At 38.3% G+C, this 13,246-nt stretch carries 11 protein-coding genes and 1 pseudogene; 4 read left to right on the plus strand and 8 right to left on the minus strand.

Annotated features, from left to right (window positions below; all coding sequences use genetic code 11):
- Nucleotides 1-64: 64 nt before the first annotated feature.
- The 5 genes and pseudogenes from AC0VYV_RS12005 to AC0VYV_RS12025 all read right to left on the minus strand — a co-directional run bounded on the left by AC0VYV_RS12005 (nucleotide 65) and on the right by AC0VYV_RS12025 (nucleotide 7,590).
- The gene (locus tag AC0VYV_RS12005; RefSeq protein ID WP_430245419.1) at nucleotides 65-1,240 is read right to left on the minus strand and encodes an MFS transporter; all 1,176 of its coding nucleotides are present in this window, start codon (nucleotides 1,238-1,240) and stop codon (nucleotides 65-67) included.
- A gap of 164 nt (nucleotides 1,241-1,404) precedes the next feature.
- Nucleotides 1,405-2,394, minus strand: coding sequence for a sodium:calcium antiporter (locus AC0VYV_RS12010; RefSeq protein ID WP_430245421.1), 990 nt, complete (start codon nucleotides 2,392-2,394; stop codon nucleotides 1,405-1,407).
- A 277-nt stretch (nucleotides 2,395-2,671) separates the two neighbouring features.
- On the minus strand, nucleotides 2,672-4,954 hold the full coding sequence (locus AC0VYV_RS12015; RefSeq protein ID WP_475373849.1) for an ATP-dependent DNA helicase: 2,283 nt from the start codon (nucleotides 4,952-4,954) through the stop codon (nucleotides 2,672-2,674).
- Between the two features lie 8 nt (nucleotides 4,955-4,962).
- Nucleotides 4,963-6,245, minus strand: a pseudogene (locus tag AC0VYV_RS12020) (cytochrome P450).
- A gap of 121 nt (nucleotides 6,246-6,366) precedes the next feature.
- Entirely contained in the window at nucleotides 6,367-7,590 is a 1,224-nt protein-coding gene (locus AC0VYV_RS12025; protein WP_475374889.1) for an aminopeptidase, read from the minus strand.
- 126 nt (nucleotides 7,591-7,716) lie between these two features.
- Between AC0VYV_RS12025 and AC0VYV_RS12030 the strand changes: the two genes are divergently transcribed.
- Nucleotides 7,717-8,334, plus strand: coding sequence for an SIMPL domain-containing protein (locus AC0VYV_RS12030; RefSeq protein ID WP_475373850.1), 618 nt, complete (start codon nucleotides 7,717-7,719; stop codon nucleotides 8,332-8,334).
- Between the two features lie 20 nt (nucleotides 8,335-8,354).
- Here AC0VYV_RS12030 and AC0VYV_RS12035 read toward each other — a convergent pair whose 3' ends face one another.
- On the minus strand, nucleotides 8,355-8,768 hold the full coding sequence (locus AC0VYV_RS12035) for a CoA-binding protein (RefSeq protein WP_475373851.1): 414 nt from the start codon (nucleotides 8,766-8,768) through the stop codon (nucleotides 8,355-8,357).
- Nucleotides 8,769-9,125: 357 nt separating this feature from the next.
- Between AC0VYV_RS12035 and AC0VYV_RS12040 the strand changes: the two genes are divergently transcribed.
- A complete protein-coding gene (locus tag AC0VYV_RS12040) occupies nucleotides 9,126-10,337 on the plus strand; it encodes an MFS transporter (protein ID WP_475373852.1) in 1,212 nt (403 codons plus the stop codon).
- A 224-nt stretch (nucleotides 10,338-10,561) separates the two neighbouring features.
- Nucleotides 10,562-10,762: a cold-shock protein CspD gene (cspD, locus tag AC0VYV_RS12045; RefSeq protein WP_048309367.1), complete on the plus strand. Its 201-nt coding sequence runs from the start codon at nucleotides 10,562-10,564 to the stop codon at nucleotides 10,760-10,762.
- A gap of 42 nt (nucleotides 10,763-10,804) precedes the next feature.
- On the opposite strand, the gene AC0VYV_RS12050 is transcribed toward cspD, so the two are convergent.
- Both AC0VYV_RS12050 and AC0VYV_RS12055 read right to left on the minus strand, forming a co-directional pair.
- Nucleotides 10,805-11,707 (minus strand): hypothetical protein, encoded by a 903-nt coding sequence (locus AC0VYV_RS12050; RefSeq protein ID WP_475365283.1) that lies wholly within the window; start codon nucleotides 11,705-11,707, stop codon nucleotides 10,805-10,807.
- A 30-nt stretch (nucleotides 11,708-11,737) separates the two neighbouring features.
- Nucleotides 11,738-12,763: a GNAT family N-acetyltransferase gene (locus AC0VYV_RS12055; RefSeq protein ID WP_475373853.1), complete on the minus strand. Its 1,026-nt coding sequence runs from the start codon at nucleotides 12,761-12,763 to the stop codon at nucleotides 11,738-11,740.
- 259 nt (nucleotides 12,764-13,022) lie between these two features.
- On the opposite strand from AC0VYV_RS12055, the gene AC0VYV_RS12060 reads away from it, so the two are divergent.
- On the plus strand, nucleotides 13,023-13,241 hold the full coding sequence (locus AC0VYV_RS12060; RefSeq protein ID WP_430242829.1) for a hypothetical protein: 219 nt from the start codon (nucleotides 13,023-13,025) through the stop codon (nucleotides 13,239-13,241).
- The last annotated feature ends 5 nt before the right edge of the window (nucleotides 13,242-13,246 follow it).

The raw sequence follows: 13,246 nt of genomic DNA on the forward strand, positions 1-13,246 counted from the left end.
CCCAATAGATGAATATAAATTTACCGCCGGTAGTTATACCGGCGGCTTTTTTTACGTGTGAGTATTATTCACTTGCAGTTTGCTTTGTCTTATTTGAATTTAAGAATAGAGAAACGATAAACATTAATGCAAGGAAAACAATGACGAGACCAAATCCACCTTTCTCTCCGAAAGCTTCTGAAACAATCCCAATGATGTATCCTGCGATACCACCACCAATACCAGATGCTACATAGATTAGACCTAGTGCAGTACCTGGATTTTTTGAAATTGTCGTTCCAAATGCCGTAGCGGTTGGAAATAATGTAGAGAAGAAAAGCCCAGCTCCAGCAAATAAATAAGGTACCTGGTTCGCAAAGAAGAAGCTGATTGCTACGATAATGACGGATCCTAATGAGAAAGAAATCATAATCAATCGCTCGTTGATTTTATTCGCAAGATAAGCCACTCCTAGGCGCCCAATCATAAAGAATACTGAGAAGAGTGATAGAATCGTTGCGACCATATCCGATTTTGCTTCGGTAGATATTCCTCCTAACTCAAGAGATTTTAAGTAAGGCGGGAAGAAATTAGTAAACGAAACTTCTGCAGATACTTCGAAAATTAAGAAGAACATTAAGAAAATCATTTGTGCATCTTTTAACATTGGTATAAATGCTTTTAAATTGATTTTTTCTGCTTTACCATCAGGGAATTTAACCGATGTGACATAAAAAATAACGAGAATATTTAAGATGGCAATAGCCAGATAGAAATATCGCCATGATGCAAATTGGAACATGTAGTTAAGGATTTGTGGAAAGACAATCATCCCAAGTCCATAGATCCCCATCGCTAAATTGAACATTTGATTTTGTTTCTCTGGATATGCAGCCGGTACAATCGCATTGGAAGCAACACCAAGTGCTCCAAGCCCGAACCCAATTAACATATAGAAACCTAAGAAGAATGTAATGTTCGGTGCAAATCCGGTACCTGCAAAACCAAGTCCCATGACAATCGTTGCAAAGATCACCATTATTCTTAACCCTTTTTTATCTGTTAAATAACCGAAAATCAAACTCGCGAGCGTAAAGCCTAGTTGGAATATCAAGACAACTAATCCGAATTGGCTCATATCAAGTCCAATATCCGTTTCAACTTTATCAAGTACAATCCCCTTTGTATTCGTCACCCCTCCAGAAACGAACTGGGTAAATAATAAAATAATTAACGCATGAATACTTTTCCCTTTTGACATTGATCTTACCTCCATAATTTAATCTATCACAGGGGATTCCACGGTGTATTTAACTTAAAACTTGCGATTATTTTCGGACTATTTTTCGGTAGCGTTACCATCTCCGTCACATCGAGTATTCTAGATAAGAAAAAAAGTTGCAGAGAGTATTAACTCTCTGCAACTTACTTCATCTGATAGACGAAATACGTAGCGACAAAATAGATCAAGACAATTAAAGTGGATGGCACCATATAAAAAAGCGTGCTACGTTTTTGTTTTCTTGTAATACTATATAAAATGACGAGCACCACCACAATTGATGATACAGTTGTCACAATATTAGACATGCTAGCATGCCTAAATAAGTTTGTTTTAAGATAAATAGCATCTGTAAACGAAAGTAGCATGATATTAAAGGCGTTACTTCCTAGAAGCGAGGTTATTCCCATACTGTAATTCTTAAGTTTCAACGCTGTTGCAACACTTACAGCATCAGGCAAAGAAGTACTCGCTCCTACAAGGAAAGATCCAACAAATGAAGCTCCTAATCCTGTGCTTTCCGCAATTCGATCGGCAGTTAATGTTAACACTGTTCCGACAATCATAATACCGACAGCGGATAAGATGAACATCGTTAGAACTTTTTGGTATGAAAACTCACCGTATTTTTCATTCTTTCGACTTCTTCGTTTCACTTTCTCTTCTGTTAATTTGTTAATCCATTTCACACCAGCAAAATACACAAGAACAAGAATGATCGAACTATATCCGATATGATAAATGCTCGCTGGTAGTGTTAAGGATAAACCTCCTACAACGATTAACGTCATCACGATAACAAGATAGATGTATAGCTTACTTCCTACATCTGTTTGTCCCATAATCTGTTCGCGACGGTAGACCATATCAAGAACGGCAAGGGCTAATAGATTAAATAAATTACTCCCAAGCAAATTCCCGATTGCAAGATCTGGACTATCAATAGCAATTGCGGTCACGCTTGATGTTAATTCGGGCAATGATATAGCAGCACCAATGATAATTCCCATAAACGCTGAAGACGTTTTTGTTTTCTCACTAATGGCATCACCATACATAGCAAGTCGAGTAGCAACGAAATAGGTGGCAATCGCAGCTAGAATAAATAGTAGAATTGTAAATATTAAATTCATAGATGATCTCCTTAATACGTTCGATTTCCTTGTTCACCATTTCCTTCCCAAGTTAATACTAAACCATAATAAATAGAATGACTCGAAAATGTAATGTTCCATAATTGTAAAAGATTCACAAGTGAGATTTCCTAGGTAGGAGTATACGTTTTGGGACATGAATTATTAAGAAGGAATTTAGGCATGATGAGCGGGAAAATGAACCCCCACCCTTAAAGAGCGGGGGTTTTGGTAAATGAATAGTTGTGAGCAAGCAGTTCAAAACGCCAGTGAAGACCTAAGGTACTTGAATTAGCTTAAAGTGTTGCCACTCATACGGTAGTAATTGCAGGTAGCGTTTTTCTAAATAACGACTATCAATTAGTAATAAAAGACCTCGATCGGTTTCTGTTCGAATGAGTCGACCGCCTGCTTGTTGAACACGGTTCATGCCTGGATAAACGTAAGTATACTCAAAACCATTTCTTCCAGCTTGATCAAAGTAAGATTTCATTAGCTGCCGCTCGGTATCAAAATTAGGGAGCCCTACTCCAACGACCACCACTCCTGTAAGACGATTCCCTTTTAAGTCTATCCCTTCTGAGAAGATGCCACCTACAACAGCAAACCCAACTAAGCTACCCTTTCGATTAGATGTGAATTTTTTTAAAAACGACTCTCTTTCTTCTTCCGTCATCCCGCTTTGTTGAATGATCGTTTCCACTTCGTCTGGAGAAGTGAACGCCTCAAAAACTTGTTCCATATAGCCATATGATGGGAAAAAGAACAAGTAATTACCGGGTTTTTCATGAAGCACTTTTTGAAGAAGTGTAACCAGTCTTGGTAGTGTGCGCTCACGATCGCGGTACTTCGTCGAAAGTGGAGCAATATAAATATTCGCATGTTCACGTGGAAAAGGAGAAGGTATTTTCACAGCGTAATCTTCTTCTTTCCAACCTAGCATGTTTTGATAATATGAGAAAGGTGTAAAAGTAGCTGAGAAAAAAACATTCGATCGAAACCCTTTCCGCATCTTTTGAAGGAGATGTGAAGGATCGAAACAAAAGAGCTTGATTTTCACCTCGGACTTTCCTGCCTCTACATACGTCATATATCGCTGATCATAAAGTTTGGCAATCCGAATAAAGTTCTGTGCTAAAAAATACGTTTCAAGTAGAAGCTCATCGCTTCCTTCCTGAAGCAACTCGACTTCACTCACTTGCACAAACGTATCAAGCTGAACAATAAGCTCTTCATCAATTTCGGATAGAACTAGCGAACCATTCTGCGTCGATTTTCTGTACGTAATAAACGTGTTATTTATCGATGCTGCTGCGCTCGATACTTCGCTATTTTGTCTTTTGTAATTCCGCTTTAACTCAAGAAAAGGTGACTTCATTAATTCGGCAGAATACATTTCTCTCGCCCGATCAACGAGATTATGCGCCTCATCTATAAGAACCGTCGTTTGTTTCTTTTGCTCCTCAATAAGTCGCTTTAAAGAAACGCGAGGATCAAATAAGTAATTGTAATCGCATATAACCGCATCAGCCATGTAAGACAAATCTAGAGATAGCTCAAACGGGCATAGTCGGTGCTTATGAGCATATTTTTCAATAACCTCTCGAGTGATACGCGTCTCATGATGCAAAATATCAAGCATTCCATCATTAATTCGATCGTAATAGCCATTCGCATATTCACAATACTCTTTCTCGCAAATGGTTTTTTCCTTGAAGCAAATTTTATCTCTTGCGGTAATGGTCACTGATGAAGCATGTAGTCCTTTCGTTTCCATTAATTCAAAAGCTTCTTGAGCGGTTTCTCTCGTTATCGTTTTGGGTGTAAGATAGAAAATTTTATTACCATAGCCTTCTCCCATTGCTTTAACAACTGGAAATAGCGTACTAATCGTTTTTCCTATTCCTGTGGGCGCCGTAGCGAACAACGTCGCTTCATCTTGAACTGTTTTATAGACGCTTGCTGCTAACTTCCGCTGACCTTCTCGATAGGAATCAAAAGGAAAAGTGAGTGCTTTGCTGCTCTCATCACGCATGGTTAGATGCTTTTGCTTCCACCTGGCAAATGGAGCATACTGTTCGACAACCCATTTCATAAACTCATTTAACTCAGAGGCAGTTGTTTCCTGTTGATATCGTATAATCTCATTTGTTTCTGACTGGATATATGTTAACTGAATCGTGATTTTCTCTAAGTTGTATTCCTCAACAGCCATGTATCCATAACATTTCGCTTGCGCCCAATAAACTGGGTGTGTCCCTTCATCCACTTCAGTAAGCGGGAGTGACGTGGATTTAATCTCATCGATAATAAATTGTTCATCGTTTTTAAGTAAGCCATCACATCGACCTTCAATATGAAAAGTCATCTCTTCATAAATCAAATTTGTTTCAAACGGTACTTCTTTTTTGTCATGTTCTCCATAAGTCTTCTGAATCATCTGGTGCAATCGAGTTCCTTCCGTCATCGTTGTGGCTGTACGGAAACGAGCATCGATACTTCCCCTTCGAAACGCATACTCGACAAGAGGTCGAACGGACACATTAATCATTTCATTCATCTTATCACCTAATATTTTCGTTTATGCACATTCATTAATAGCCCATTCTTAATTCGTAAAGAAACAAGCGGCTCGGCTTCCACTCGTTGATCGCTCGAAGCCTGTTGAAGGTGAAACCTTTCTCCAATTGTAGCGAAAATGAGTTGAGCCTCATATGTTGCAAACTGACTACCAATACAGCTTCTCGGACCGCCGCCAAACGGGATGTATTTGAACGGAACTTGTTTTCTTTTCATTCGATCAATAGAGAACTGCTCGGGGTTTTCAAAAAAGCAGGATTACGATGCATGATATAAGGACTGATTAAAAACGACGATCCAGATTTGAACGGATGGCCCATTATCTCAACAGGTTCTAACGCTTCTCTTAATAATACCCATGCTGCAGGATAAAGTCTTAAAGTTTCTTTAAAAAACTGGTCTGTTAATGGTCGATTCTTAAGGTCGTGATCGTTTATAGAGCGCCATTCAGTCACTAATTGTTTTTCTAATTCGGAATGTACAGAGAGTTCATACCACATCCATGACATGACATTGGCTGTTGTTTCATGTCCCGCGATTAACATCGTCAAAATCTGACTTCTTATTTCTTCTCTTGAAATCTGCGAGCCATCTGAATACGTGGTTTCTTGAAGGAGAGCTAATAAATGATCACCTTTTGGAGTCTGGGCAATAAGTTGATCAGCCAATTCGTTTAATCGCTCTTTCCCAGCTTGGTAGCGTCTATTACGTTCTGAAGGAATAAACGATGGAATAGGAAAAGGTAAGAATAAATCCCCGGCTGATTTTTCAATAATATGGGTTACTGCTTTAACTAGCTTAGCACTTTCTGGTTTTGAGACATCTTGTCCAAACATTGTTTTCGTAATAATTCGTAATGTTAACTTCATCATCTCGGAGCTAATACAGATAACATCTCCGTCATTCCATTCTTTGATAAACTGATTTGTTTCACCTAGAATAATTTCTACATATTGCGCCATTTTCTCTTTATGAAAAGCAGGCATAATCAATCTTCGTTGGCGTTCATGAGTTTGCCCTTCAGAAGTAAGCAAGCCTCTTCCGATCGTTTGACTGAGTAATGAAGCGGAGTTTCCTTTATGAAAAGATGCTGCGTTTGTAACTAGTATTTGCTTAATCGCCTCTGGTTGATGAACAACAAAAGAGGAAGCTCCTAATTCTACAAAATCAGCTACTTCCCTCGTCTTCAATAAGAAATCTAATGGAGCTTTACGAAAATCAAGGTAATTTTTCAAACGAATGCCAGATAGCTTCTCAACAGTTCCCATCATATATCATCACTCACTGTTTTTCTTTATTATAGAAAGATCTTCATAAGACTTTCAATTTTCAACAGGTTAAACTAGATAAAAAACGCTCTATCTGATTAAACCAGATAGAGCGTTTTTTTACTTAATTCACATCAATTGCCCAATTTCCATCACGGAAAATCGCTTCTGTAGATCCATCTTCCTTCACACCATCAATATCGAGTTCTCCAGAACCCATCATAAAATCAACATGAGTTACGCTGTTATTTACCCCATTTTGATCTAATGCTTCATCGTCCATGTTAGCTCCACCTTTTACGCTGCTTGGATAAGCTTTACCCAGAGCAAGATGGCAGGAAGCATTCTCATCATACAGGGTATTAAAGAAAATAAGTCCTGATTGAGAGATAGGAGATTGATGTGGCACAATGGCGACTTCACCGAGTCGACGAGAGCCTTCATCCATGTTCAATAAATTCTCAAGGGTTTCATATCCTTCTTTTGCAGAGAATTCTACCACTTTACCTTCTTTAAAAGTAAGTGAGAAATCATTGATTAAGTTACCACCATAGCTTAGTGGCTTTGTACTTGAAACGGTACCATTCACGCCATATTTGTGCGGTAATGTAAACACTTCTTCTGTTGGCATGTTGGCATTAAATTCGATGCCCTGCTCAGAAATAGATGAACCACCTTTCCAAATATGCCCTTCAGGCAATTCAATTTCAAGATCCGTCCCTGGAGCCTTATAGAGGAGCTTTTTATAGTGTCTGTCATTCAATACTTTTCTTGCTTTTGCAAGAGTGGCATTTTGTTCATTCCAGGCTGCTACTGGATTTTCTTGATCAACACGAGTAATTTTAAAGATTTGCTCCCAGAGCTTTTCAACAGCTTGTTCCTCTGATGAATCAGGGAAGATTTTTTTCGCCCATTCATCATTTGGAATAGCTACAATTGACCACGTAATTTTGTCATTCATCGTATATTTACGGAAGTTCTTCATCGCTTCTCCGCTCGCTTTATTCGAGGCTGAGATACGAGAAGATTCAATTCCTTTTAGTAGATCAGGGTTTGTAGAGCGGATTGATAGTATCGCTGCCCCTTCACTTGCGAAATGATCAAACATTTTCACACGCCATTCTGGTACGTTTTCAAGCACATCCTGGGCTGCGTTTTCATACCATAAACGGTCAAGATCATCATCGCTCCAATTGATATGTACAGTCTTAGCGCCTATTTCGTAGGCTTTTTTTACGACGATTCGTGCGAAATCAGCTCCTTCAATAGAAGCGTTTACAACTAGCATTTGATCATTTTGTAAATTAACTCCACGTTTAAGAGCAAGTTCTGCATACTTTTCTAACATGATTTTTTCTGGCAACATGCATTCCTCCTTAGTATCGAAACGACTACTAAAATTTTAACAAAAGAGAAGCTTTCTGTCCTCTTAATCGCAATGATTTGTTTAGAATAATAGAAAGAAGTGTGAAAAATGACAAAATCGAATGTAAGTATAAATAGTGAGTGTCAATGCGACAATACAATAACAGTATTTGGAACGGGTGAAGTGAGTGCTACTCCTAATATCGCCACTATCATTACAGGTGCTACCACAACTTCTAAGCAGGTTACGGAAGCTCAAGAAGAAAACGCAGAATCAATCGGAATACCGACAGAAAGCATTCAAACGTCTGATTACAGGATCGAAGAAAACGTCCGGTATGAAGACAACACTAAAATCTTTCTCGGATACAAAGTTACACACTTACTGACAGTTACAGTTGAGCCAGTGAAGAAAGCAGGAGCAGTCATTGACGTTGCGGTAGATTCTGGCGCTAATGTCGTCTCAGATATTCGTTTCGAAATAAAAGACCCAGATATTTACTATCAAAAAGCGTTAAGTGCCGCTATGGAAAAAGCCAATCAAAAAGCTCAAACAATCGCTCAGTCTCTCCACATCTCTCTACCACATACACCACACCGAATCATTGAAACCGGTTCTGCAGCACCATCACCTCGCATGTTTAGCGAAATGCAAAGTACGCAAATACAACCTGGGCAGTTAACAATTGGTGCGCAGGTGACATTAATTTTTCTTCTTACCTCATAAAAAAAGGGCGTACCAACGCCCTATTTCGTCATAGCATGTTCAACTTTAATGCAGCGATCCATAATCATTTTCATATTATGCTTTTTCCCATATTCATAAGCTTCTTCATTCATTACGCCAAGCTGTGCCCAGAAAACGTCCGCATCAATTTCCACGGTTTCTTTCATAATATCAGGAAGAAATTCGCTTCTTCTAAATACATTCACGATGTCTACGTGACCTTTAATATCTTTCAATGAATCTACCGCTTTTATGCCGAGCGCTTCATCAATTGTCGGATTAACCGGGATGATTTCATAACCTGCATCCATCATAGCCTGCGAGATCATAAATGAAGTACGTCCTGGATTATTTGATAAACCAACGACGGCAATTCGCTTATTTGTTTTTAGAATCTTGCCGATTTCTTCTCGAGTCGGGTTTTCAATTGCCATGTAGTTCTCCCCTTTGCAATTTATGGTATATCTCTATTATAGAAGATGTATGAGCATAGAAAAACTATTTCGCTCAAAGCTCTTGTGAGAGCCGTCTCATCTCCATTATTACAAGCTCAGGGCAGTCATAAGGAATATTATGCCCCGATCCTTTTGCCTTTATGTATCGTAAACCAGTAGCGAGTTTCGCTTGTTCGAAATTCAGTTCCTTCCAAATTTGCTCCAAAGTGACAGCTTCATTTGCAGGAGTCCCTGCTTTTATCTGCTGTTTGGAAGCGGGAGGGACGTATAACGAAAATCTAACTGTACCCCTCCTATCTTTCTATTGTCGGAACTTATATTGAAAGTTGGAGGAACATGTCATCTCATTCAACACGAAATCTTACACTTTTATTCTGGGTGAACTTTTTTGGTACCATCAGTTTTTTGCAACCGGTTCTTACGCTTTTTTATGTAAAAAACGGCTTAAACGAAGCTGATATCCTCATCATCTTGATGTGCTGGAGCGGCGCTGTCTTCATCGGTGAAATCCCAACTGGAGTTTTCGCGGATGCATATGGAGCTAGAAATGCATTTCTAATAGGAGCCATCATCAAGATAAGCAGTATAGGTATTCTTTTAATGGCAGATAGCTTAACAATGTTTATGCTGTTTAGCATCTTAAATGGATTATCGGTCACCTTTTTTTCTGGTGCAGACGAAGCATTAATTTATGAGTCACTAAAGAAAGATAAAAACCATCACAAAATGGATGAAGTCATGGGGAAAATTCAATCAGCGGGATTTATAGCTATGATGATTGCTGTTCTAGTTGGATCATTTCTTGCTAAAGATTTACAGAGCGAACAATTTCAGCTACTTATTCTCTTCAGCCTCATTTCTTATATTATTGAATTCATTCTCTTGTTATTCATCCGTGAACCATCAGGCAAAGTAGAAGTTAAAGGGACATCTTTACAAAATGTAATTGAAGGGATTCAGGTGATTAAGAAAGCACCTCAACTGTTATTCCTGTTCCTCAACCTCACGCTCGTCTTTATTCCTACCGTTGCGGTGTTTCAAAAATTTGATCAGCCATTGATGATTAATGCTGGTCTGCCTGTCTACATCATTGGGCCTATTTATGCTGTTGGTACATTACTTGCATTCTTTTCATCTAGAAGTATCAATATGCTTCATAGGAATTTCTCTTATAAGGTGCTTATGTACTTTTCTGGTTTTCTTTCAGCATGCGGGTTAGTCGTCGCTGCAATTTTGCAAAATCAGCTCTGGGTTATTTTGTTTGTAGTCTTGTTTCTAAGATGGGTAGGCGCCATTAGATACCCGATTTATTCCAAGTTGAGCAATGACCTCATCCCTTCTCACATAAGAGCAACTACGATCTCTTTGCTATCCATATTAGATTCTGTATTTGATTTAGTTGTCTTTACCTTATTAACTTTGTTTGCAACGAGCGGCATTCAGGGTATTCTCATCGGATCTGCTATTGTCGCACTGATAGGATCAACTCTTCCAATTCAAATCAACAAAAGGCGAGCAAAACTGGGATCCAGTCTAATGAATCGGTAAATAAATTTCCAGAATGATTTGCAATTTATAAGAGGCGGTGCTATTATATATTTAAACCATTTTACTATTAATATATTTAGGATTTAAATTAGCTGTAGCTTCGAAAGAGGGTAACAAAGTTAAATCCTCTTAAAAAGCTGCAGTTTTTTAATGTAAACGTATTACAATGGTAAATGGTGAATTTTAAATTATGTACGATGAGGTACATTAGGAGGCAATTTTTTATGCAAAACGGTAAAGTAAAATGGTTCAACGCTGAAAAAGGTTTCGGTTTCATCGAAGTTGAAGGTGGAGACGACGTATTCGTACACTTCTCTGCAATCAATGGTGAAGGTTTCAAAACACTTGACGAAGGCCAAGAAGTTAACTTCGAAATCGTAGAAGGTAACCGCGGACCACAAGCAGCTAACGTAACAAAAGCATAAATCGCTTTACAAGCCCCAGACGATCTTTCGTCCGGGGCTTGTTTATTTTCTATAAATGATTAGCTTTAATCCTTTATTAGACCAATCATCCAATACATGATGCACAGACTGACATTGATAAGGATGGAACATCGTTTGACCATTTTTATTTAACAAAACCCTCTCATTAATCGCATAACAGCCATGAACAGGCGTGTCATTGTTGAACCACACAAATACATCCTCAGAATTCACGGTATTTCGACTGCTCACTTTTTTATATCCATACGATTCTAAAGAGGAAAGAAACTCATCGCCCACTACCCACGATTGTGCTAAGTGTTTTCTTCGAACAGCTTCCTTTTCAAGATTCATCAATGTAAAAGCAAAACAATTCGGTCCGTTGCATCCCGTAAAGGTATTAATCAAGGCTGAATTTGTTGTTACTTCTTCGTTTGTTTGTATCGAAACAGATGCAGATGAAATAAAACTTTTTGAGATGCTTTCTAGTAGCTTAAACCTAAAGGAAATAGGTAGCAGGTTCCAACTCCAACCTTGAAACACTACGATTTCTTCTCCTTCATAGTTTAGTGAAATTTCCTCCAAAATGGCTAAAGCACTTGGTTCAGGATTAATCTCTAAGAGCTCCCGAAATCTAAAATGAAAACCACGTCCATTTTCTACTTGGTCGAGAAGAAGTTCTATTTGCACGGCTTTATGAAGTGATAAAAATGATCCATTCGATACCTTTGCAATCCACTTGCATTTAGGATGAACATTCCATGTTAAGAAAGACGTTCGCTCATCAAGACTTAATTGGGAGTATCCATCTTCTCTAGAAACAGCTGTGAATTTCTTCGGTTTATTTTCAAAGAATAAGAGATCATAATTAGGTACAAATTTAGCGTCCCATTCTTCAAGAACTTCTTCTGATAATCGGTTATTTTTCACTTGTTTTATTTCCAATTCTCACCCGCCCTTTCAATCAAAGTCTTATCAATTACGTTGCTTATTAGAAGAGAGCTTTTTACTAAGGAGTATTTCGTCATGAATAGGTATGTTTTGATGACCGGTTAATGGAATCTCGGGCTTTACTTGACGAGCTAAATCAACCGCTCTCCTAGCAACATCTTTCATTCTGTATCGCTTTCGCTGATAAAATTTAAGAGCGCTAAGGTTATCGTTGGTTGTGATTACCTTTATTTCTGAACATTCATTCTCGACTGCCACAAGCTCTATTCTCATCAATAATCGACCGCCAATCCCTTCCTTTTCGATCAAACTATCAAGAGAAATAATTTCAACATGATCTTCATACAATCGATAGGTCGCAACACCTATTATCTCTCCAGCTGAATCATAAGCTAAGAATCCATCTAATTCATGTAAATTATACGTTCCGGTAGAGATCACCATTTCTGTGCTGCCCCACAATTGAACAAATAATCGGGACAACGTCTTTCTATTACAATAATTAATGGGCACAATACGGTATCCAGCAAAATCATAAGCCATTAGGGTGCAGTCGTTCCAAGAACCTTCATGCAATTCATGTTTAGGAAGGATACCTAAATTCGCAAAACCTACCTGCTGATAACATCGTATCGCCCTCTTATTCCAGTGCTGTGGATCCATGACTATAAGAGAACCTTTTAAAGTTCTTTCAATATAATACACAACTGATCGAATGAGCTTTTTCCCAATATTTTTATTCCAATATGAGGTTTCCCCGATAAACTGGTCCATGCCATATGACTGATCAGGGAGCTTGATCCCCTCTACCTCTGCTAACAAATAAAACTGTATGTATCCGATCGGAATATCATGAAACAACACAAGGCACCTTACTTCATCGTCTTCTATAAAATAATCTTCCAAAACTTTTTCTCTTGTATATGGCCGGTCTCTTCCTTCGTAATAAGCAAGAACTTGTTGATCTGTTAACCATTTTAATAGAAAGAGCTCATCCCCTTCTTGAAGATAACGAATACTTAACTCATCATGTTGGATAATGAAATTCATTTTTTAACCTCCACCACACGCTTCATTTTATAACTTATGTAAACTCCTAACCCTACTACTATCGGTACTTTTCGCATTAGAGTGAATGCCTGATTGTTGATCATTCAAAAAAAATTAAAAAAATACGCATAAACAGTAATACTTCTCCTCGTTTTAGGGTATACTAGTAAGTTTAGGTTGTATCAATACAAAGATGAGTGTGTTACACTTAGAGGAACTTATTAGAGATGGGACTTGATAAACATATATGGGAAAATACATGATTGACCACCAAAAACAAATTGTCCATAGGACAGCCTACGCTGGTGATGAATGTCATTTACCCGAGACGCCGATCAAAGATCGTTCTGAAGCCAACCATGAAGAAGAACTTCTCGTTTTTCTTAGACAAAAAGGCTATCGCAAATGTGCATCCTGTTTCTTTGGCTCAACTTTTGAAGAACATTATGAATTTGACACTCCTCCAAGATACGTATAAACGTT

This window comes from Anaerobacillus sp. QJM3NY_17, assembly GCF_056173665.1.

What these genes read in the sequence shown, in the direction of transcription:
- AC0VYV_RS12005 (WP_430245419.1), bottom strand. Translation starts at nt 1,240, where the DNA reads ATGTCAAAAGGGAAAAGTATTCATGCGTTAATTATTTTATTATTTACC.
- AC0VYV_RS12010 (WP_430245421.1), bottom strand. Translation starts at nt 2,394, where the DNA reads ATGAATTTAATATTTACAATTCTACTATTTATTCTAGCTGCGATTGCC.
- AC0VYV_RS12015 (WP_475373849.1), bottom strand. Translation starts at nt 4,954, where the DNA reads ATGAATGAAATGATTAATGTGTCCGTTCGACCTCTTGTCGAGTATGCG.
- AC0VYV_RS12025 (WP_475374889.1), bottom strand. Translation starts at nt 7,590, where the DNA reads ATGTTAGAAAAGTATGCAGAACTTGCTCTTAAACGTGGAGTTAATTTA.
- AC0VYV_RS12030 (WP_475373850.1), top strand. Translation starts at nt 7,717, where the DNA reads ATGACAAAATCGAATGTAAGTATAAATAGTGAGTGTCAATGCGACAAT.
- AC0VYV_RS12035 (WP_475373851.1), bottom strand. Translation starts at nt 8,768, where the DNA reads ATGGCAATTGAAAACCCGACTCGAGAAGAAATCGGCAAGATTCTAAAA.
- AC0VYV_RS12040 (WP_475373852.1), top strand. Translation starts at nt 9,126, where the DNA reads ATGTCATCTCATTCAACACGAAATCTTACACTTTTATTCTGGGTGAAC.
- cspD (WP_048309367.1), top strand. Translation starts at nt 10,562, where the DNA reads ATGCAAAACGGTAAAGTAAAATGGTTCAACGCTGAAAAAGGTTTCGGT.
- AC0VYV_RS12055 (WP_475373853.1), bottom strand. Translation starts at nt 12,763, where the DNA reads ATGAATTTCATTATCCAACATGATGAGTTAAGTATTCGTTATCTTCAA.
- AC0VYV_RS12060 (WP_430242829.1), top strand. Translation starts at nt 13,023, where the DNA reads ATGATTGACCACCAAAAACAAATTGTCCATAGGACAGCCTACGCTGGT.